Raw genomic sequence first — 20,486 nt, forward strand, 5'->3', positions numbered from 1 at the left:
GCCCCACCTTCTACTCGGCCCCTGAGGCTATCAGGAGCGGCGGCCGCGGCGGGGTTGCCAGACCACGAGGGCGGTCGTGCGCGGCGACGGGACGACTTCGCCGCCCGGCCGCCGCTTGCCGACCGCGTCGAGTTGCGCGCGCAGATCTTCGACCTCGCGGGTCAGGTCGATGATCCGCTTGATGCCGGCGAGGTTGACGCCCTCCTCCTGGGAGAGGCGCTGGATCTCGCGCAACAACTCCACGTCGCCGCGGGAGTAGCGACGCCCGCCGCCGCTCGCGCGGGCGGGCGTCACCAATCCCAGACGGTCATAGGTGCGCAGGGTCTGCGCATGCATGCCGGCGAGTTCGGCCGCGACCGAGATGACGTAGGTCGCCCGATCCTCGGACATGTTGTTCTGACCGGCGGCCATGACTCACCTCCCCCATCCGGCCCGTGGTTCGTAGCCCGAGGCCTTCTCCGCCTCGGCGTAGGCCTTCAACTCCTCGGTGGCCTTCTCGTCCAGCGAGGTGGGCACCGCGACCTTCACCGTCACCAACAGATCGCCCGAGCCGCCGGCCCGCTTCGGCACGCCGCGACCGCGTACGCGCAGGGTCCGGCCGTCGGCCGTGTTCGGCGGGATCTTCACCCCGACCGAGCCGTCGAGCGTCGGTACCGACACCGTCGCACCCAGCACCAGCTCGGAGAAGCTGACCGGCAACTCGACCTTGAGGTCGTTGCCGCTGCGGGTGAACAGCTTGTCGCCGGTGACGTGGACCGTGACGAAGAGGTCGCCCGAGGGCGCCCCGCGCATCCCGGCCTCGCCCTGACCGGCGAGGCGGATCCGCTGGCCGTCTTCGACGCCCACCGGAATGCGCACGTTGATGTTGCGCGCCCGGACCTGGACGCCGTTGCCGCCGCAGTCCGGGCACGGGTCCTCGATGATCGAGCCGGTGCCCTGACAATCGCGGCAGGGTTCGCTGAACCCGAACGCGCCCTGGTTGCGGCTGACGAACCCAGAACCGTTGCACCGCGGACACATCCGCGGCGAGGTCCCGGGCTTCGCCCCGCTGCCGTGACACGTCGTACACGGCGACGGGCTGGTGACCCGCATGCTGACCGTCGTACCCTTCGCCGCGTCGCGGAAGGAGAGCGTCGTCTCGGCCTCGAGGTCTTGGCCCCGACGCGGCCGGGACGCGGTGCCGCGACCCGTGGATCGGCCACCGCCTCCCCCGCCGAACATCCCGCCCAGGATGTCGCCGAGGCCGCCGCCGGCGTCGGCACCGCCGCCGAACAGGTCGTCGAGGTTGAAGTCGCCGCCCGTCGTGTAGGTGGTGCCGCCACCGCCGTTGAAGCCGCCCGGGAACCCGTTACCGCCGCGGAAGCGGCCGCCGGCAAACATCGCCCGGGTCTCGTCGTACTCCTTCTTCTTCTCCGGATCCGACAGGACGCTGTTCGCCTCGGAGACGCGCTTGAAGCGCTCCTCGGCAGCCGCGTCGCCGGGATTCTTGTCCGGATGCAGCTCGTTGGCCAACTTGCGGTACGCCTTGCGAATCTCGTTGGCCGTGGCGTCGGAGGAGACGCCGAGTTCGGAGTAGAAATCCTTCTCCAGCCACTCACGTTGGGGAGCCATCGTGCGTCACCTCCTTTCTCGTTTCATTCATCGTGTCCTGTTGTCTTCCACTCACTCCTGAGTGGGAACGGTGTCGGCGTCGGCACCGTTGCCGTCGGTCACGGTGACCATCGCGGTACGGACGACGCGGTCGCCGATGCGGTAGCCGACCCGGTAGACCTCGCCCAGGACCGGGTCGTGTCCGGACCCGTCGTGTTGGACCGCCTCGTGCAGCTCGGGGTCGAACGCATCGCCGGGGGCGCCGAAGGCGGTGAGGCCATGGGCGGTCAGCGTTGCGGCCAACTTGTCCGACACGGCGCGCAGCGGACCCGACTCGAGGTCGCCGTGCTCGCGGGCACGGTCGAGGTCGTCGAGGATCGGCAGCAGCTGTTCGATGACCAGTTGCTTGCCCAGCGAGACCTTGGCCGCCATCTCCTCGTCGGAACGGCGCTTGTAGTTGGTGAACTGGGCGCGCTCGCGCTGCAGCGCGGCGGTGAGCTCGGCGACCTGGTCGTCGGCGGCCGGAGCGACACCCGGCTCGGCAGCCGGGGTACCGCCCGCTGCGGCGGGGGCATCGGCCCCCGCCGCAGCAGTCGGCGTCACGTCCGGTTCGGGCTCACCCGCGCCGTTGGTGGCGTCGAAGGGTTCGGTCACTTGTCGTCACCCTCGTCCACGACCTCTGCGTCGACGACGTCGTCGTCGCCACCGGTCGGCGCACCCTGCGCGCCGTCGGTCGACTCGGCCGAGCTGGCCGCGTAGATCGCCTGGCCGAGTTCCTGCGACACCGACGAGAGGTTCTCGATCGCGGTCTTGATGGCCGCGGTGTCGGTGCCCTCGAGCGCCTTCTTGGCCTCCTCGACGGCGCCCTCGACCTTGGCCTTGACGTCGGCCGGGACCTTGTCGTCGTTCTCGGCGAGGAACTTCTGCGTCTGGTTGACCAGCGACTCCGCCTGGTTGCGGGTCTCGGCCTCCTCGCGGCGCTTGCGGTCCTCCTCGGCGTGGGCCTCGGCGTCCTTGACCATCCGGTCGATCTCCTCCTTGGAGAGTCCCGAACCGTCCTGGATGCGGATGCTGTTCTCCTTGCCGGTGCCCTTGTCCTTCGCGGTGACGTGCACGATGCCGTTGGCGTCGATGTCGAAGGTCACCTCGATCTGCGGGACACCCTGCGGGGCAGGGGCGATGCCGCCCAGCTCGAAGCTGCCCAGCAGCTTGTTGTGCGAGGCGATCTCGCGCTCACCCTGGTAGACCTGGATCTGCACTGAGGGCTGGTTGTCCTCGGCCGTCGTGTAGGTCTCGCTCCGCTTGGTGGGGATCGTGGTGTTGCGCTCGATCAGCTTGTGCATCACGCCGCCCTTGGTCTCGATGCCAAGGCTCAGCGGGGTCACGTCGAGCAGCAGCACGTCCTTGACCTCGCCGCGCAGCACACCGGCCTGCAGGGCCGCGCCGACCGCGACGACCTCGTCGGGGTTGACGCCCTTGTTGGGCTCCTGGCCGCCGGTGAGCTCCTTGACCAGCTCGGTCACCGCGGGCATGCGGGTCGAGCCGCCGACGAGGACCACGTGGTCGATGTCCTTGACGGAGATGCCGGCGTCCTTGATGACGGCCTGGAACGGCGCCCGGGTGCGCTCCAGCAGATCGTTGGTGATCTTCTGGAATTCGCTGCGGGTGAGCTGCTCGTCGAGGAACAACGGGTTCTTGTCCGCGTCCACCGTGATGTAAGGCAGGTTGATCGAGGTGCTCTGCGAAGCGGACAGCTCGATCTTCGCCTTCTCGGCGGCCTCGCGCAGGCGCTGCATCGCCATCTTGTCCTTGGTCAGGTCGATGCCGTTGGCCGCCTTGAACTTGTCGGCGAGCCAGTCGACGATGCGCTGATCCCAGTCGTCACCGCCGAGGTTGTTGTCGCCGGAGGTCGCACGGACCTCGACGACGCCGTCGCCGATTTCGAGCAGCGAGACGTCGAAGGTGCCGCCACCGAGGTCGAAGACCAGGATGGTCTGTTCCTTCTCGCCCTTGTCCAAACCGTAGGCCAGCGCGGCCGCGGTCGGCTCGTTGACGATGCGCAGGACGTCGAGGCCGGCGATCTGGCCGGCTTCCTTGGTGGCCTGGCGCTGGGCGTCGTTGAAGTAGGCGGGCACGGTGATGACCGCTTCGGTGACGTCCTCGCCGAGGTAGGCCTCGGCGTCGCGCTTGAGCTTCATCAGCGTGCGGGCGCTGATCTCCTGCGGGGTGTACTTCTTGTCGTCGATCTCCACCGACCAGTCACCCTCGCCCATGTGGCGCTTGACCGAGCGGATGGTGCGGTCGACGTTGGTGACCGCCTGGTTCTTCGCGGGCTGGCCGACGAGGACCTCGCCGTTGCGCGCGAAGGCGACGACCGACGGGGTGGTGCGCGAACCCTCGGCGTTCGCGATGACGACGGGCTCGCCGCCTTCCAGTACGGAGACCACCGAGTTCGTGGTTCCCAAGTCGATTCCGACAGCACGGGACATAAGAGTTGTTCCTCCTGTTGATGTGATCGGCGATCAGAGATCACCGACCGTGGTTCCAAGTTCGGGTTCTTCGAAACCTCAGCGCTTCCGACTCAAGTTCTAGTCGCCGAATCCATGCCGGTCAACCTTTGTTGAGCCTTGCTCACTCAAGTTTCTCGCATGGTCCAACCTCAACCTCGGCGAATCCATTCCCGATTCGTCAGAAAAAGTTGAGTCCCGTGCGCGCAAACCCCGCAGTTTCGGACAAACCCCACACTCGAATCGTGCCGGGTTTGTCCGAAACTGCGGGGTTTGCCGGGGAGTCCCTAGAACTGCCGCGGCAAGAATCGTGGGGTCGAACGGTCGAGCCCCGCCTTGCGCGCAATCGCGGAGTTCTTACCGCGCAGGAGCCGCACCTGCAGCGCCTGCTCGACGGGGAAGGAGAGGCGCGAGCCGTTGTACCAGGTGTTCTCGAACAGCGACTTCGACGCGGCGACGGAATCGGGCGAACGCTGCTTCACCGCGTCGACCAACGCCAGCGCCGCGGCCATCGGATCGTCGTCGACCGAGCTGACCAGCCCCCAGTCCAGCGCCTGCTCCGCGTCGAACATCTCGCCGGTCATGGTCAGCCGCTTGGCGATGTCGATGCTGGTCAGCTGGGCGATACTCGCCGAGAGCGACATGTCGGGGATCAGTCCCCACTTGGCTTCGAGGATCGAGTAGTCGGCGTCGCGGGCGCTGAACCGGAAGTCGGCGCCGAGCGCGATCTGCAACCCGCCGCCGTAGCAATGACCGCCGATCACCGCGATCACCGGCACCGGCACGCCGCGCCAGGCCCAGCCGGCGGCCTGGAAGTTGTTGGCCGCCGACGAGCGCTTGGGCACGAGGTTGCGCATGATCCGCCCGCGTTCCTTGCCAGCCGACGCGAAGTCGAGGCCGGAGCAGAACGACGGCCCCTCGCCCGACAGGATGACCGCCCGCAACGAACGGTCCTTCGCGGCGCGGTCAGCCGCGCGGGCCAGGTCGTCGAGCATGTCCAGGGTCAGCCCGTTGTGCTTGTCGGGACGGTTCAGCCGCACATGGGCGACGTCGTCGCGTACGTCGTAGTCGATGTTGCTCATGGCGCAACGGTAGCCCGCCGATTCCCTCGGCCACGCCGTAGGAGTGAACGCCGCCGGGTAGGTTGGCGCCATGACCGAAGTCGACGGCCTCCTGTTCAACCCGCACACCTACGATCCTCGCCACTTCGACGAGCCGACGCGCCGGTTGCTGCGCGCGACCATCGACTGGTTCGAGGGTCAGGGCAAGGGCAAGATCGTCGCGGAGGAGCTGTCGGCCGCCTGGCCGGCGGCCTTCGTCGACTTCGTGAAACGGGAGAAGCTGTTCGCCACCTTCCTGACTCCGGCGGCCTACGGCGGCGGCGACCCGGCCAAGCGCTGGGACGGTGCCCGCAACCACGCGCTCTCGGAGATCCTGGGGTTCTACGGGATGGCCTATTGGTACACCGAACAGGTCACCATCCTCGGGCTGGGCCCCATTTGGCAGAGCGCCAACGAGCAGGCCAAGTTGCGTGCCGCCGCCGACCTCGAGGACGGTCAGCTCATGGCGTTCGGACTCTCCGAGCGCGAACACGGCGCCGACGTCTATCAGACCGACTTGATCCTGACCCCCGCGAGCGCGGCCGATCAAGCCGACGGAATCCGATACCGCGCGAACGGCGAGAAGTACTACATCGGCAACGGGAACGTCGCCAGCATGGTGTCCGTCTTCGGACGCATCGACGACGGCAAGGGCACCGCCGAGGCCGGCAGCGACTACACCTTCTTCGTCGCCGACAGCCGGCGCCCCGAGTACGAGCTCATCGACAACGTCGTCCACATGCAGTCGTATGTGTCGACGTTCCGACTCAACGACTACCCGGTTCGCGACGAAGACATCCTACACTCCGGGGTCGAGGCGTTCGCCGCCGCGTTGAACACCGTGAACGTCGGAAAATTCAACCTGTGCAGCGGGTCGATCGGGATGGCCGAGCACGCGTTCTACGAGGCGATCACCCACGCCGACAACCGGATCCTGTACGGCAACCGCGTCACCGACTTCTCCCACGTGCGGGCGAACTTCGTCGAGGCCTACGCGCGCATCATCGCGATGAAGCTGTTCAGTCAGCGGTCGGTCGACTACTTCCGCAGTGCGAGCCTCGAGGACCGCCGCTATCTGCTGTTCAACCCCCTGACCAAGTCGAAGGTGACCCTGGAAGGCGAGGCGGTGGTGCGGCTGCTGCACGACGTCATCGCCGCGAAGGGGTACGAGAAGGACACGATGTTCCGGCATTTCGCCAACATCATCGGTGCCTACCCGCGGTTGGAGGGCACGGTCCACGTCAACGTCGGCCTGGTCCTCAAGTTCATGCCCAATTACATGTTCAACCCGAAGGAGTACCCCGAGATCGGCACTCGGCTCGACGCCGACGACGACGTCTTCTTCTTCCACCAGGGCCCGACGCGTGGAGCCGGGCGGATCCAGTTCGCCGACTGGAAACCGGTGTACGAGAGGCACTCCGACCAACCGAACGTGGCGACCTTCTACCGGCAGGCGACGGCGTTCGCGGAGTTCCTGGCCACCGCCGCCCCCGACGCCGAGCAGCAAAAGGACCTCGATTTCCTTCTCACCGTCGGCCAGCTGTTCTCGCTGGTCGTCTACGGTCAGCTGATCCTCGAGCAAGCCGACCTCACCGGACTCGACGACGACACCACCGCGCAGATCTTCGACACGCTCATCCGCGACTTCTCGTCCTACGCCGTCGATCTCCTCGGCAAGCCTTCGGCCACGCCGGCACAGCAGGAGTGGGCCCGAAGTGCCATCGCCGCGCCCACCGCGGACCCCGAACGGTTCGACCGGGTGTGGCAGCGAGTGCAGTCCTACAACGGCGCGTACGAGATGAATCCCTGACGGCTAGCGACGAACCGGCTCGCGATAGAGCCGCAGGATCGGGCCGACCGTCACCGCCACCAGGAGTAGGACGAAGACGACGACCACGGGCAGCCACACGTACTGTCCGTCCGTGCCGATCGCGGTGATCACATTGATCGCGGTCAACAGCAGGATCACCACCGCCGCGACGTCGAACATCATGTTTCTGGTGAGCGCGTCGAAGGCAGGCCGCCGCCGCTCGGACAGCCAGTATTCGCGGTGCGGGGTGTTGATCATCGAGTCGGGCAGACGCGGAGCGAAGACGCCGACGGCCACCATCACGACGGTGGTCGCCACCGCCGTCAGGCCGGTCGTCACCAGGTATTCGCCGCGTCCGGCCCATCGGTCGACCTGGCCGTCGATCCCCCAGTGCATCGGCACCCGATCCGGCGCGGCCACCGCCACCCAGATCCATGTGAGCACAACGCCCACCCAGGTGAGGGCCAAGGTCCACAGACTTCGCGACACAGCGTCAAACCTACTGGGAAACGCTACTGTGCAGGAATGAGCGACGACTCCGACGTGGACGACGGCGACTACACCGTCGAGCAGTTGCAGCCCGAGGACATGCTCGCCGACGAGGAGGTCGGCGACATCCTCGACCGCGGATACTCGCCGCCCGATCACCCGCCGCATGACTACGCCCGGGGCAACGACATTCACGAGACCCTCGACGAGCGACTCGCCGAGGAGGAACCGGACACCACCTACGACCCCGATTCCGACGACGGCCTCGACGACGATTTCCCCGCCTCAGACGAGGTGGGCGGCCGCCGCGCCGGCCGACTGGTCGGCCCCGACGACGGCGTCATGTCCGACGACGACGAGCAACTCCTCGGCACCGATGTGGGGGTCGACGGTGCCGGCGCCTCCGCCGAGGAGGCTGCCGTCCATATCATCGATCCCGACTGACGATCCCGGGTCTCGATACGGTTCCTCGCCTACCACCCCGGATCGACTCGACCACCCCGGATCCACCGTATCGAGACCCACCCGACCAACACTGGTCTGACCACTTGACAGGCTGACCAATCGGCGACATGCTCGACGGGTGACCTTCCAACCCGTCGTGAAGCGCTCCGTCTCCGACGACGTCTTCGACCAGATCGCCGCCCGCGTCGTCAGCGGCGACCTGTCCGTCGGGGCGTCGCTGCCCAGCGAGCGCGACCTGGCCGCCGCGCTCGGAGTCTCCCGACCGGCGGTCCGCGAAGCGCTCAAACGCCTCGACGCCTCGGGCCTCGTCCACATCCGGCAGGGCGACGCGACGACGGTGCGCGACATCCGCCGCGACGGCGGTCTCGACCTCCTGCCGCTGCTCCTGGTCCACGACGGTCAGCTCGACTTCCGGGTGGCCCGGTCGGTGATCGAAGCACGCGCCCAGATCGCGCCCATCGTCGCCGGTCTCGCCGCGCAGCGCCTCGACGAATCCGCCGCCGCAGACCTGCGCACCCTCGTCGACGAGATCGCGGCGCAGACCGATCCGCTGCAGTTGCAGATCCTCGCGCTGCGGTTCTGGGACGGGATCGTCGACGGCGCCGATTCGCTCGTCTACCGGCTCATGTTCAACACGCTGCGGGCCGCCTACGAGCCCGCGCTGCCCGCGCTTTCCGCCGCGATGGCCGGCGAGGTCGGCCAGGTCGACGGCTACCGCGCCCTGCTCGCGGCGTTGACCGCGCACGACCCGGCGGCCGCCCGTCGCGCGGCGGATGACCTGCTGTCGCCGAGCACTTCTGCCCTCCTCGCCGTCTTCGACGCGGCGAGCACCTTCCAAGGAGACACCGATGGCCACTGATCACACTGTCGCCACGACGAACCGGACCACGCGGCCGGCCCGCCCCCGAATCACCACGCTGCGCGCCGCGACGGCCGAGTTCTGGCGGCACCCGTCGCCCTGGATGATCGCGGTACCGCTGGTCGGCGCGCTGATCGCCCGGATCCTGCTGGGCGATTGGCAGTGGACCGACGCGCTCGTCGTCGCCCTGCTGCTCGCCGTCTCACCGGTGACCGAGTGGCTCATCCACGTCGGAATCCTGCATTGGCGCCCACGCAAGGTCGGGCGGATCACCGTCGACTCGATCCTGGCTCGTGACCACCGCCGTCATCACCGCGACCCGCGCGACATCCCGTTGATCTTCATCCCGTGGCCGGTGCTCGTCGGGCTGCTCCCGGTGCTGACGGTGATCGGCGTCTTCGCCTTTCCCCGGACGGCTCTGGGCATGACCTTCCTGCTCACGGTCACCGCCTTCTTGATGTTCTACGAGTGGATCCACTTCCTGATCCACACCGACTACAAGCCGCGGCACCGCCCGTATCGGGCGGTGTATAAGAACCACCGCTACCACCACTTCAAGAACGAGCACTTCTGGTACACGGTGACCACCTCGGGGACCGCGGACCGCGTCCTCGGCACCTATCCGGACCCGGCGAGCGTCCCCACGTCGAAGACCGCCAAGAACCTACACGGCGTCTAGACGTCGGTGAAGTGCTCGGCGCGCGGCGCACCGTCGAAATAGGGGCTGATCGCGGCGATCCACTGCCCGAAGGCCTCGGTCTTGCCCGCCGCCCGGTGGGCGTCGATGGAATCCCACTCGATCAGCAGGATGAACCGGTTGGGCGACTCGATCCCCCGCGTCATGCGGATGGACCGTTGCCCCGCGACCCCGTCGATCCCGGCCTTGGCGGCCTGATGCGCCTTCTCGAAGGCGTCGGCATCGGTCACGTCGAAAATTGCCACTTCTTGAACCATGAACTCGAAGGTAGGCCCCGACGCCGACCCGCGTACGGCACTTGTTCGTTCTGGCGGCGCATGGCCGTGCGGGCTGCCGCGACGGCACAGCGGACAAACCGCCCAGCCGTGCGTGCTGCTTAGGTTCTCCAAGAGTCAACGGCTACCCTGGCACGTTGTGACTGCGAGCTCGACGACCACGGCCACCGGTGATTCGACCAAGGATCCCGGTGCCCCCTCGACGAACGCCAAGCCCATCGCCTACCGCCACGACCTCGACGGTCTGCGCGGTCTCGCCATCGCCTTGGTCGCAATCTTCCACGTCTGGTTCGGTCGGGTTTCCGGTGGCGTCGACGTCTTCCTGACGCTGTCGGGCTACTTCTTCATCGCCTCGCTCCTCAAGCACGTCACCGTCACCAACAAGCCGTCGTCGACGTGGCGCGAGGCACTCAACCCGTGGCCCCGCCTCTCGCGGCTGCTGCGCCGGCTGCTGCCCGCGCTCTACCTGGTGCTCGCCGGCATCGTCGTGCTGATCGCGGTGGTCATGCCGATCTCGCGCTTCGGGCCGCTCGGCCAAGAGGTCATCGCGTCGGCGCTGTACTACCAGAACTACCTGCTGGCACTGAACTCGCAGGACTACGCCGCGGCCTCCTCGGCGGCCAGCCCGATGCAGCACCTGTGGTCGATGTCGATGCAGGGCCAATTCTTCGTCGGCACCCTGCTGTTCGCCCTCGCCTTCGGCGGCGTCCTGAAGCTGGCCGCGCTGCGCTGGCCCAAGGTGGGCAACCCCCGCACCATCAAGTGGATCGTCGGCCTGAGCCTGCTGGCCGTCACGGTGGTCTCCTTCGCCTGGGCCAACTACCGGCATTCGGTCAACCAGCCGGTCAACTACTACGACACGATCGCCCGCCTGTGGGAGCCGCTGGCCGGTGGCCTGCTGGCCATCTGGATGCCGCGGATCGTGATGAGCCGCGCGGTCCGCAACCTGCTGACCGTGATCGCGCTGCTGATGATCATCACCTCCGGCTGGTGGATCATGGGGGTCGAGGAATACCCGGCCGCGCTGGCACTGGTCCCGGCCGGTGCCACCCTGATCATCATCTGGACCGGCTCCGCGGCCACGCGACCCGCCGACGATCCCGTCATCGACGTCGACGACAACCGGGACATGAACGCCCTGATGGCCCAGCCCGGGATGATGTGGCTGGGCAACATCGCCTACTCGCTGTACCTGATCCACTGGCCGCTGCTGATCTTCTACTTGACGTGGCGCCAGGAGGAGAAGGCGACCTTCCTGGAGGGCACCGCCATCCTCGCGGTGTCGGTGCTACTCGCGTGGGCCGTCAGCCGGTTCGTGGAGACGCCGCTGCGGGCCGGGCGCGGCACCGATTTCTCGCCGCTGTACCGGCGCGGCCTGGTCGTCTTCCTGGTGTTGGCGACCGTCGCGGCGGGCACCACGTCGGTGGCGTGGATCCGCCACCAGGCGAATATCAAGGTCGACACGATGAACCTCGACCCCACGCTCTACCCGGGCGGCATGGCCTTCTGGGCCGGAGTCCCGACGCCGCACATGCCCCCGCAGCCGCCGCCGGAGGCCGCGCTGATGGACCGCGGCGCGACGTGGGACGGCAAGCCTAACCAGCGCATGATCACCTGGTGGGACGACGACACCGTCAAGGTCGGCGTCTACGGGGACGTGACCGCCAAGCGCACGGTGGCGATCGCCGGCGGCTCGCACGCCGACATGTGGCTGCCCGCCCTCGACGTCCTCGGCAAGAAGCACCATTTCAAGGTGACCACCTACGTCAAGGTGGGCTGCGCGCTGGTCAAGTCCCACGTCTTCAAGTGGTACGGCCGCGACCGCCCCGACTGCAACCGGTGGGCGGCCAAGGTGATGAAGCGCCTGGAGCAGGACAAGCCGGATGTCATCATCACCAACAGCACGCGGCCGACCGAGGCCGAGGACCACCGTCCGGGCGACTACCTGCCGATCGACTACACCGAGGTCTTCGACGATTTCAAGGCCTGGAACCAGCGCGTCATCGCCATCCGCGATACGCCGTGGACCCACCTGAAGCCCAAGCAGACCCCGGCGGAGTGCCTGATGTCCGGCCGCAAGCCGCAGGTGTGCGGTGTCGAGCAGAAGGTCGCGCTCGCCCCCGTCGACCCGGCACTCAAGATCGCGCCCAACTACCCCAACATCACCTTCCTCGACTACACGAAGGCGTTGTGCAAAGACGGGTACTGCCCGGCCGTCGTCGGCAATATCGTCGTCTACCGTGACATACATCACTTGACGGCCACCTTCGCCCGCAGCATGGCCCCTGCGCTGGAGAAAGACATGGGCAAGGCCCTCGGCTGGTGGTAGCAAAACTTCGGCTGGCTAACTAAGTATCAGGTGGCTCCCAGGTTCGATCGTTAGACTGCCTGCATTAGCAAGCACGCCCGCGACGCCACGCGGGGGCCGATGACCGCAGCGCCGCGGCATCGAGCGCACACGTACTTGAGGGGCTTGATTCGATGACCAGCACAGTCAGCACGCGGGAACTCCCGCGCGGTGGCAGCGCCGGCGCGCCCGCCCCCACCTCGGCCACCGGCGCGGCCACCCCGGCGCCGAAGTCCGCCAAGCGCAGCTATCTGCACCACCTCGACCTGATCCGCGCGACGACCTTCGCGCTCGTCATCTTCGTGCACGTCCTCACCCAGACCGCCGACGAGGTCAACAGCATCGGTGTGACCAGCACCGGGCTGCTGCTGCACTTCACCCGCAACACCTTCTTCGCGCTGACCGGGTTCGTGCTGACCTACCAGTACTACGGTCGCGAGGACTTCACCACCTGGTCGTTCTGGCGCCGACGCATCAAGCTGGTCGCCTACCCGTACGTGATCTTCACCGCCGTCTACTTCGTCGTGAAGATCCTGATCCCGCAGGGCCGGCTGTCGCAGGGCACCAAGGACCTCGGCGGATACCTCTGGGGCGGCGTCACCGGCTCGTCGTCCTTCCGCGATTTCCCGGCGACGGTGAGCGGCGACCTGGCGGAGTTCGGCCGCAACCTCGCCTGGGGCCTCGGCGGCGGCGGCTTCCACATGTACTTCCTGTTCGTGATGGTCCAGGTCTACCTGCTGTTCCCGCTGCTCCTGTGGCTGCTGCAGGCCACCAAGGGATTCCACGCCGTCGTGCTCACGTCGTCGCTGGCGCTTCAGGTCCTGATCACGGTCACCATCACGCACTGGCTGCCCGGCTCGGACCCCTGGTGGCACCATTACGCGACCTTCATCCCCTATCAGTTCTTCCTGGTGTACGGCGCCGTCGCGGCGATCCACCGCGACGCCATCGCCCGAGCGCTCACCGGACCGAACAAGGCCTATCTGTTGAGCGGTCTGGGCGTGGCGCTGCTCGGTACCGGCGCCTACGCGATGTTCGAGTTCCTACGCCGCGTCTCGGCGAAGGCCGCGGACGCCGCACCCGGCCAGGCTCCGGCTCCCAGCACCTCGTCCGGCCCGTTCGAGCCGACGCTGCTGCCGTTCCTGATCGTCGCCATCGCCTGCCTCTACGCGGTCGCGCTGACCTGGGGCACACGCTGGCGCGCGCGGACCCCACGCTTCGCCCGTTTCGTCTCCTTCGCCTCCAACCGCTCCTTCGGCGTCTTCCTGGTCCACGTGTTGGTGCTGTTCTTCGTGCTCGGGATGAACTGGCACGGGGAGGGTTCCTGGATCATGCGGACGATCCCGCAGCCGTTCGGCACCGCGACCGTCTACGCGTTGACCCTGGTCGGATCGATCCTGCTCGTCGAACTCCTGCGTCGTCTGCCCGGCTCGGTGTACACCACCGGCCGGCCCCGGCTGCCCCTGCCGAAACTGGGCCGACGGGCTAGCGCAGCACCGTCGACAGCAGCGCCCGCGGCCTAGCCAACAGCGCCTCGCGCGCATGATTGCGCGCGATCGTCCACCGCGCACAATCCGGGCACGGCGCCTCGACGCCGATCGGGTCGGGCCCGTCGAGGCGGCACAGGGCGATCGCCCGGTCCAGGTGGAACCCCTGGGTCACCAGCACGACCTTCGACAACCCGAATTCCGAGCGCGCTCGCGAGCAACTGCGCTCGGTGTCGTATCCGGCCGGGTCGTCGCGGATCGCCGACGACGGGATCCCCGCCCGCTCCAAGTAGGCGCGCATCACGTCGGTCTCGCTGCCGTAGCGCGACGACCCGTTGCCCGAGTTGAGGATCGTCGTGACGCGGCCGGACCGGTACAGCCCGATCGCGGTGTCGAGCCGTGCGCGCACGTAGACACCGGGTTCGCCGTCGCTGACCTTCGCGCCGAGGACCAACGCCGTCGATCCGGCCGGCACGTCGGCGGGGACCACCTCCCGGGTCCGGGCGGCGAAATACACCCACGTGTTCGCCGCCGCGACGATTCCCTCGACGACCACCAGCGCGACGAGTACCAATCGGCCGAGTACCGCCGGAGGCCGCCGCCTTGGTCGAGTCGTCACCCCGCCACCGTAGGCGATGGTCACTCCCGACCACGACTGTGACGTACCTTTCCCCCGGCGACAGGCGTGAGGCTAGGCTGATCGCAAGTTTGCTGCCTGCGGAGGGGAAATCAATGCAGTACATGCCCGTCACCTCGTCCATGTTCCTGATCGCAGAGACCCGTGAGCAGCCCATGCACGTGGGCGGTTTGCAGCTGTTCATCCCGCGCGAAGGCCAGACCGCGGAGGAACTCGCCGACGAGGTGCAGGCCGCGTTCACCTCCGACATGGCGATCAGCGAGATCTTCCGCCGCCGGCCGGCCCAGCCGTTCAGCCTGGTCGGTTCGGTCGCCTGGAGTGTCGACGACGAGCTCGACATGGCCTATCACGTGCGCCGCATCGCGCTGCCGAAGCCGGGGCGCATCCGCGAGCTCTTCCACTACGTCTCGCTCAACCACTCGACGCTGCTCGACCGGTCGCGCCCGATGTGGGAATGCCACATCATCGAAGGGCTCGCCGACGGCCGGCTCGCGCTCTATACCAAGGTCCACCACTCCCTCGTCGACGGCGTCACCGCGATGCGCCTGCTCGCGCGCACGTTGTCCGACGATCCGGACAACCGCACCTGCACCGCCCCCTGGGACGATCGCCTGCGCCGGCGCAAGGCGGCCGCGCTCGACGACCCGGAGCGCGCGGTCGTCGACCCGCGGACCGTATCCGAGGTGCAGCGACCGGGCTCCGGGCTCCTCGACGGCCTGCGCAAGCAGGTCGGGGCCGCCGCCGACATCGCCGGGCAGGTCGCCGGCCTGGTCCCGGCGGCCGGGCAGGTGGCGTGGAAGGCGATCAACGACGAGGACTTCGTCGCCCCCGGGACGTTCGCGCCCCGCTCGATGTTCGACGTGCCGATCGGCGGTGCCCGACGATTCGCCGCGGATCAGTGGTCGGTGTCGCGGATGAAGGCCGTGTCCGAGGCCCTGGACGTCACCATCAACGACATCGTCCTGGCCATGTGCAGCTCGGCGTTGCGCACCTACATGATCGAGAACGACTCCCTCCCCGAGGATCCGCTGATCGCGATGGTCCCGGTGTCGATGCACGTCGGCAGCGACGACGACGGCAACGCGGTGAGCGCGGTGATGGCCAACCTCGCCACCGACGACCCGGACCCGGCCTCACGGCTGCGGACGCTGGCCGCGTCGATGCGCGCGAGCAAGAACATCATCCGCGGACTGCGGCCGATCCAGGCGCTGGCCCTGGGCGCGGCGACCCTCGCCCCGCTGGCCTTCATGTCCATCCCGGGGTTCGTCAACTTCACCCCGCCACAGTTCAACCTGATCATCTCGAACGTGCCCGGCCCCCGCGACCAGATGTATTGGAACGGCGCCCAGCTCGACGGCTGCTACCCGGTTTCGATCGCCACCTCGGGTAACGCGCTCAACATCACACTGACGTCGGCCGCCGACCAGATCGGCTTCGGCCTGATCGGCGCGCGGGCACAGTTGCCCAGCCTGCAGCGCATGCTCGACTATCTCGAAGACGGCCTGGTGGAGTTGGAGAAGGTGGTGGCACAGGCCACCGACCAGCGAAGTTAGGTAAGCCTGGGAGGCGTGACACGGGGTCGAACCTCTACCGTATTCACGACGGTATGTAGTACCTGCTCGTGTTGACGAAAGGCGAGGTGACTTCGTTGAACGCAACGACGATCACTTTGGGACTCATCGGCTTGGCGCTCAGCCTCGTCTGCTGGGGATTCTTCCTCCGGGGTGTGGCTGGAATCGCCCGCACCGTGGCGCAGGGCCAGCCCGCGCCCGGCCGGTTCTTCCCGTTCCTCCCGCGGTTGGCGACGATGCTCACGGAGTTCCTCGCCCACACGCGCATGGCGAAGTTCCGCACCGTGGGATGGGCCCACTGGCTGGTGATGATCGGCTTCCTCGGCGGCTTCCCCCTGTTCTTCGAGGCCTACGGCCAATCGATCAACCCGGAGTTCCACTGGCCCGTCTTCGGTGACACGTTCGGCTGGCATCTGTGGGACGAGCTGCTGGGTATCGGCACCGTCATCGGCATCGTCACCCTGATCGTCATCCGCCAGCTCAACCACCCGCGCGTCCCCGCTCGCCTGTCCCGTTTCTCCGGTTCCCGATTCCTGCCCGCCTACACCATCGAGGCCATCGTCCTCGTCGAGGGCTTGGGCATGATCTTCGTGAAGGCCGGCAAGATCGCCACCTTCCACCACAGCAACGCCGGTTCGGACTTCTTCACCATGCAGGTGGCCAAGCTGCTGCCGGCAAGCCCGTTGATGGTCTCGATCTTCGCGCTGATCAAGCTCCTCTCCGGCAGCCTCTTCCTGCTGCTCGTCGGCAGCAATCTCAACTGGGGTGTGGCCTGGCACCGGTTCTCGGCATTCTTCAACATCTTCTTCAAGCGCGAGGACGACGGCGGCGTCGCCCTCGGCGCCCTCAAGCCGATGATGTCGGGCGGCAAGGCGCTGACCATGGAGACCGCCGACCCGGACACCGATGCGTTCGGTGCCGGCAAGATCGAGGACTTCAGCTGGAAGGCGTTGCTGGACTTCACCACCTGCACCGAGTGCGGTCGCTGTCAGAGCCAGTGCCCGGCCTGGAACACGGGTAAGCCGCTGAGCCCCAAGCTGCTGATCATGTCGCTGCGCGACCACGCCTATGAGAAAGCCCCGTACCTGCTGGCCGGTGGCCGCACGGATATGGGCGGCGACGAGGTCGGCCTCGTCGACGCCGACGGCAAGGAATTGACAGCCAAGCTCGAGAAGATCCCCGCCGCGGCGCGGGCCGCAGCCGAGCGCCCCCTCGTCGGCGAGGCGCAGGGCGAAGGCCTCGGCGCGGTCATCGACACCGAGACGCTGTGGAGCTGCACCAACTGCGGCGCCTGCGTGGAGCAGTGCCCCGTCGACATCGAGCACGTCGACCACATCGTCGACATGCGCCGCTACCAGGTGCTCATCGAGTCGGACTTCCCGTCCGAACTCGCCGGGCTGTTCAAGAACCTGGAGAACAAGGGCAACCCGTGGGGCCAGGCACCGTCGGCGCGCACCGCGTGGATCGACGAGATGGACATCGACATCCCGGTCTACGGCCGCGACGTCGAGAGCTTCGCCGGCTTCGAGTACCTGTTCTGGGTCGGCTGTGCCGGCGCCTACGAGGACCGCGCCAAGAAGACCACGAAGGCCGTCGCCGAGCTGCTCGACACCGCTGCGGTCAACTTCCTCGTCCTCGGCGAGGGCGAGACCTGTACCGGTGACTCGGCCCGACGCGCGGGCAACGAATTCCTGTTCCAGATGCTCGCCCAGCAGAACATCGAGCAGTTCGACGAGCTGTTCGCGACCGCACCGTCGCAGCGCAAGAAGATCGTTGTGACCTGTGCGCACTGCTTCAACGCGTTGAGCAACGAGTACCCGCAGGTCGACGCGGAGCGCGGCCAATTCGAGGTCGTCCACCACACCCAGCTGCTGAACCGGCTGGTGCGCGAGAAGCGCCTCGTCCCCGTGGCACCGCCGCAGGGCGAGTCGGTGACCTACCACGACCCCTGCTTCCTCGGTCGGCACAACCAGGTCTACGACGCCCCGCGCGAGCTGGTCGAGGCTTCGGGTTCGACGCTCACCGAGATGCCCCGCCACGGCGAGCGCTCCATGTGCTGTGGCGCCGGTGGCGCGCGCATGTGGATGGAGGAGCAGCTCGGCAAGCGCATCAACATCGACCGCGTCGATGAGGCACTCGATACCCTGGCCGGCGGGCCGGTGCTGACCGGCGAGAAGCAGAAGATCGCGACCGGCTGCCCGTTCTGCCGCGTCATGCTCACCGACGGCGTGACCGCGCAGACCGCCGGCACCGAGAACGAGGACCAGATCGAGGTCGTCGACGTCGCGCAGCTGCTGCTCGAGGGCGTACGACGCGGCCGCGAGATCGAGGTCGTCCGCGAGGGCAAGGTGCGCGGTCCGGGCGACGTGGAGCAGCCGGCCCCGCCGGTCGCCCTCGTCGAGGAGAAGCCGAAGGCGGCCCCGGCACCCGCCGCTGCCCCCGCACCCGCCGCCGCGGCTGCTCCGGCCGCTGCCGCTCCTGCCGCGTCGGCTCCGGCCGGCGACGCGAAGCCGGCCGCCAAGGGCTTCGGCATGAAAGGCGGCATGAAGAAGCCGGGCGGCGGATCGCCCGCCCCCGCTGCTGCCGCTGCCCCGCCGGCTTCCGCTCCGGCCGCCGAATCGGCCGCACCTGCCGCCGAATCGAAGCCCGCCGCCAAGGGCTTCGGCATGAAGGGCGGCATGAAGAAGCCCGGCCAGGCCGCCAAACCCGCCGCAGCAGCACCGGCCGCTGAGGCCACACCGGCAACCGAGGCCGCCACCCCGGCCGCGGAGGCTCCCGCTGCCAAGCCGGCCGCCAAGGGCTTCGCGATGAAGGGTGGCATGAAGAAGCCGGGCCAAGCGGCCAAGCCGGCCGCCGCCGCGGCCGCCGCCGCGGCCGAGTCCGCACCGGCAGCGACGACGGAGGCACCCGTCGCCGAGTCGGCCCCGGCGGCCGAGTCCGCTCCCGCCGCGGCGGCGCAGGCACCGACGAGCGCGCCGGTGACCACCGAGGCGACCGAGGCCAAGTCGAAGGGCTTCGGCATGGCCGCGGGCAAGAAGCGACCGGGGGCCAAGGCAGCACCCGCTGCGGCTCCGGCCGCCGAGCCGGCCCCGGAACCGGAGGCCGTGACCGAGGCTCCTGCGACAACGGCACCCGCCGAGACGCCGGCAGAGGCGCCAGCAGCGGAGGCTCCCGCGGCCGCGCCACCGGCGGCAGCGTCGACGAGCAACGGCGCCACCACCGAGGCGACCGAGGCCAAGGCGAAGGGCTTCGGTATGGCTGCGGGCAAGAAGCGCCCCGGCCAGCACTGATCGACCGAACAGAACCGCTCCCGACGGACACCGTCGGGAGCGGTTCTCGTTTCGGCTGAACCGGGGCACGGTGAATTTGGTTTGCCGTGGCTGTCACAATTAACTGGTGAGTAGACCGCACGTTTCGCACCCGAACCTGAGCCTCAAGCCGCTCGAGCAGTCCTTCAAGCTGCAGAACGTCTGCTATGAGATCCGCGGACCGGTACACGCACACGCGGCGCGGCTGGAATCCGAGGGCCACCGCATCCTGAAGCTGAACATCGGCAACCCGGCCCTGTTCGGCTTCGAGGCGCCCGACGTCATCATGCGCGACATGATCCACGCGCTCCCCTACTCCCAGGGTTACTCCGAGTCGGCCGGCGTGCAGTCGGCCCGTCGCGCGGTGGTGACCCGCTACGAATTGATCGACGAGTTCCCCTACTTCGACGTCGATGACGTGCTGCTGGGCAACGGCGTCTCCGAACTCATCACGATGACGATGCAGGCGTTGCTCAACGACGGCGACGAGGTGCTGATCCCCTCGCCCGACTACCCGCTGTGGACGGCCATGACGACGCTGTCGGGCGGCAAGCCGGTGTACTACCGCTGCGATGAGTCGACCGGCTGGCAGCCCGATGTCGAGGACATCGAGTCGAAGATCACCGATCGCACCAAAGCGCTGCTGGTGATCAACCCGAACAACCCCACGGGCGCGGTGTACTCGCGCGAGGTGCTGACCCAGATCGCCGACGTGGCCCGTCGCCATTCGCTCCTGCTGCTGGCCGACGAGATCTACGACAAAATCCTCTACGACGACGCCGAGCACGTCTCGATCGCCTCGCTGGCGCCGGATCTGCTGACGCTGACCTTCAACGGCCTCTCCAAGGCCTACCGGGTCTGCGGTTACCGCTCGGGGTGGGTCGTGCTGACCGGCCCCAAGGAGCATGCGAGCGGCTTCATCGAGGGGTTGCACGTCCTGGCGTCGACCCGACTGTGCTCGAACGTCCCCGGCCAGCACGCGATCCAGGTCGCCCTGGGCGGCTATCAGTCGATCGACGCGCTCTGCCAGCCGGGCGGGCGCCTCTACGAGCAGCGCAACGTCACGTGGGAGAAGCTCAACGAGATCCCCGGGGTCTCCTGCGTCAAACCCAGCGGAGCGCTCTACGCCTTCCCCGGCCTCGACCCCAACGTGCACGAGATCCACGACGACGAGCAACTGGTCCAGGACCTGCTCCTACAGGAGAAGATCCTGGTGGTGCAGGGCAGCGGGTTCAACCTGTCCGACCAGCACCATTTCCGGATCGTCACCCTGCCGTGGGCGCAGGACCTCGCCGAAGCCATCGACCGGATCGGCAACTTCCTCTCGTCCTACCGGCAGTAGCG

General features: G+C 67.8%; 17 protein-coding genes. 9 read left to right on the forward strand and 8 right to left on the reverse strand.

Annotated elements, in window-relative coordinates:
* Positions 1 to 30: 30 nt before the first annotated feature.
* From HUN08_RS16340 to HUN08_RS16360, 5 genes are all read right to left on the reverse strand, one after another.
* Positions 31 to 411: a helix-turn-helix transcriptional regulator gene (locus HUN08_RS16340; protein ID WP_124246929.1), complete on the reverse strand. Its 381-nt coding sequence runs from the start codon at positions 409 to 411 to the stop codon at positions 31 to 33.
* A gap of 3 nt (positions 412 to 414) precedes the next feature.
* The gene (gene dnaJ, locus HUN08_RS16345) at positions 415 to 1,611 is read right to left on the reverse strand and encodes a molecular chaperone DnaJ (RefSeq protein ID WP_124246928.1); all 1,197 of its coding nucleotides are present in this window, start codon (positions 1,609 to 1,611) and stop codon (positions 415 to 417) included.
* Positions 1,612 to 1,662: 51 nt separating this feature from the next.
* Positions 1,663 to 2,244 (reverse strand): nucleotide exchange factor GrpE, encoded by a 582-nt coding sequence (gene grpE, locus HUN08_RS16350; RefSeq protein WP_129624351.1) that lies wholly within the window; start codon positions 2,242 to 2,244, stop codon positions 1,663 to 1,665.
* A complete protein-coding gene (gene dnaK, locus HUN08_RS16355) occupies positions 2,241 to 4,079 on the reverse strand; it encodes a molecular chaperone DnaK (protein ID WP_124246927.1) in 1,839 nt (612 codons plus the stop codon). Before dnaK ends, grpE begins: the two co-directional genes overlap by 4 nt.
* A gap of 305 nt (positions 4,080 to 4,384) precedes the next feature.
* On the reverse strand, positions 4,385 to 5,179 hold the full coding sequence (locus HUN08_RS16360) for a crotonase/enoyl-CoA hydratase family protein (RefSeq protein ID WP_124246926.1): 795 nt from the start codon (positions 5,177 to 5,179) through the stop codon (positions 4,385 to 4,387).
* A gap of 70 nt (positions 5,180 to 5,249) precedes the next feature.
* Between HUN08_RS16360 and HUN08_RS16365 the strand changes: the two genes are divergently transcribed.
* Positions 5,250 to 7,007, forward strand: coding sequence for an acyl-CoA dehydrogenase family protein (locus tag HUN08_RS16365; protein ID WP_124246925.1), 1,758 nt, complete (start codon positions 5,250 to 5,252; stop codon positions 7,005 to 7,007).
* A gap of 3 nt (positions 7,008 to 7,010) precedes the next feature.
* On the opposite strand, the gene HUN08_RS16370 is transcribed toward HUN08_RS16365, so the two are convergent.
* Positions 7,011 to 7,496 carry a DUF1648 domain-containing protein gene (locus tag HUN08_RS16370; RefSeq protein ID WP_165353472.1) on the reverse strand — a complete coding sequence of 162 codons (486 nt, stop codon included), beginning with the start codon at positions 7,494 to 7,496 and terminating at the stop codon, positions 7,011 to 7,013.
* A 36-nt stretch (positions 7,497 to 7,532) separates the two neighbouring features.
* Between HUN08_RS16370 and HUN08_RS16375 the strand changes: the two genes are divergently transcribed.
* The 3 genes from HUN08_RS16375 to HUN08_RS16385 all read left to right on the forward strand — a co-directional run bounded on the left by HUN08_RS16375 (position 7,533) and on the right by HUN08_RS16385 (position 9,499).
* Complete coding sequence (locus tag HUN08_RS16375) at positions 7,533 to 7,940, forward strand: DUF5709 domain-containing protein (RefSeq protein WP_124246923.1); 408 nt, start codon at positions 7,533 to 7,535, stop codon at positions 7,938 to 7,940.
* A gap of 139 nt (positions 7,941 to 8,079) precedes the next feature.
* Positions 8,080 to 8,820, forward strand: coding sequence for a FadR/GntR family transcriptional regulator (locus HUN08_RS16380; RefSeq protein ID WP_124246922.1), 741 nt, complete (start codon positions 8,080 to 8,082; stop codon positions 8,818 to 8,820).
* Between the two features lie 103 nt (positions 8,821 to 8,923).
* Positions 8,924 to 9,499 carry a sterol desaturase family protein gene (locus tag HUN08_RS16385; protein ID WP_301547009.1) on the forward strand — a complete coding sequence of 192 codons (576 nt, stop codon included), beginning with the start codon at positions 8,924 to 8,926 and terminating at the stop codon, positions 9,497 to 9,499.
* Here HUN08_RS16385 and HUN08_RS16390 read toward each other — a convergent pair.
* Positions 9,496 to 9,762 (reverse strand): antibiotic biosynthesis monooxygenase, encoded by a 267-nt coding sequence (locus tag HUN08_RS16390; protein ID WP_301546775.1) that lies wholly within the window; start codon positions 9,760 to 9,762, stop codon positions 9,496 to 9,498. The genes HUN08_RS16385 and HUN08_RS16390 overlap by 4 nt on opposite strands.
* A gap of 247 nt (positions 9,763 to 10,009) precedes the next feature.
* Here HUN08_RS16390 and HUN08_RS16395 point away from each other — a divergent pair, with 247 nt between their 5' ends.
* Together HUN08_RS16395 and HUN08_RS16400 are read left to right on the forward strand one after the other, a co-directional pair.
* Positions 10,010 to 12,121 (forward strand): acyltransferase family protein, encoded by a 2,112-nt coding sequence (locus HUN08_RS16395; RefSeq protein WP_301547010.1) that lies wholly within the window; start codon positions 10,010 to 10,012, stop codon positions 12,119 to 12,121.
* Positions 12,122 to 12,273: 152 nt separating this feature from the next.
* Positions 12,274 to 13,662, forward strand: coding sequence for an acyltransferase (locus HUN08_RS16400; protein WP_124246918.1), 1,389 nt, complete (start codon positions 12,274 to 12,276; stop codon positions 13,660 to 13,662).
* Here the strand turns inward: HUN08_RS16400 and HUN08_RS16405 are convergent.
* Entirely contained in the window at positions 13,625 to 14,245 is a 621-nt protein-coding gene (locus HUN08_RS16405) for a vancomycin high temperature exclusion protein (protein ID WP_301546776.1), read from the reverse strand. The two genes, HUN08_RS16400 and HUN08_RS16405, sit on opposite strands and share 38 nt — an antisense overlap.
* A 113-nt stretch (positions 14,246 to 14,358) precedes the next feature.
* Here HUN08_RS16405 and HUN08_RS16410 point away from each other — a divergent pair, with 113 nt between their 5' ends.
* From HUN08_RS16410 to HUN08_RS16420, 3 genes are all read left to right on the forward strand, one after another.
* A complete protein-coding gene (locus tag HUN08_RS16410) occupies positions 14,359 to 15,816 on the forward strand; it encodes a wax ester/triacylglycerol synthase family O-acyltransferase (protein ID WP_124246917.1) in 1,458 nt (485 codons plus the stop codon).
* A 95-nt stretch (positions 15,817 to 15,911) separates the two neighbouring features.
* Positions 15,912 to 19,124 (forward strand): (Fe-S)-binding protein, encoded by a 3,213-nt coding sequence (locus HUN08_RS16415; RefSeq protein WP_129624353.1) that lies wholly within the window; start codon positions 15,912 to 15,914, stop codon positions 19,122 to 19,124.
* A 106-nt stretch (positions 19,125 to 19,230) separates the two neighbouring features.
* Complete coding sequence (locus HUN08_RS16420; RefSeq protein ID WP_124248022.1) at positions 19,231 to 20,484, forward strand: pyridoxal phosphate-dependent aminotransferase; 1,254 nt, start codon at positions 19,231 to 19,233, stop codon at positions 20,482 to 20,484.
* Positions 20,485 to 20,486: the final 2 nt, after the last annotated feature.

The sequence above is a fragment of the Gordonia sp. X0973 genome, assembly GCF_013348785.1.
GTDB lineage: Bacteria > Actinomycetota > Actinomycetes > Mycobacteriales > Mycobacteriaceae > Gordonia.

What these genes read in the sequence shown, in the direction of transcription:
- HUN08_RS16340 (WP_124246929.1), bottom strand. Translation starts at nt 411, where the DNA reads ATGGCCGCCGGTCAGAACAACATGTCCGAGGATCGGGCGACCTACGTC.
- HUN08_RS16385 (WP_301547009.1), top strand. Translation starts at nt 8,924, where the DNA reads ATGATCGCGGTACCGCTGGTCGGCGCGCTGATCGCCCGGATCCTGCTG.
- HUN08_RS16400 (WP_124246918.1), top strand. Translation starts at nt 12,274, where the DNA reads ATGACCAGCACAGTCAGCACGCGGGAACTCCCGCGCGGTGGCAGCGCC.
- HUN08_RS16375 (WP_124246923.1), top strand. Translation starts at nt 7,533, where the DNA reads ATGAGCGACGACTCCGACGTGGACGACGGCGACTACACCGTCGAGCAG.
- HUN08_RS16365 (WP_124246925.1), top strand. Translation starts at nt 5,250, where the DNA reads ATGACCGAAGTCGACGGCCTCCTGTTCAACCCGCACACCTACGATCCT.
- dnaK (WP_124246927.1), bottom strand. Translation starts at nt 4,079, where the DNA reads ATGTCCCGTGCTGTCGGAATCGACTTGGGAACCACGAACTCGGTGGTC.
- HUN08_RS16360 (WP_124246926.1), bottom strand. Translation starts at nt 5,179, where the DNA reads ATGAGCAACATCGACTACGACGTACGCGACGACGTCGCCCATGTGCGG.
- HUN08_RS16410 (WP_124246917.1), top strand. Translation starts at nt 14,359, where the DNA reads ATGCAGTACATGCCCGTCACCTCGTCCATGTTCCTGATCGCAGAGACC.
- dnaJ (WP_124246928.1), bottom strand. Translation starts at nt 1,611, where the DNA reads ATGGCTCCCCAACGTGAGTGGCTGGAGAAGGATTTCTACTCCGAACTC.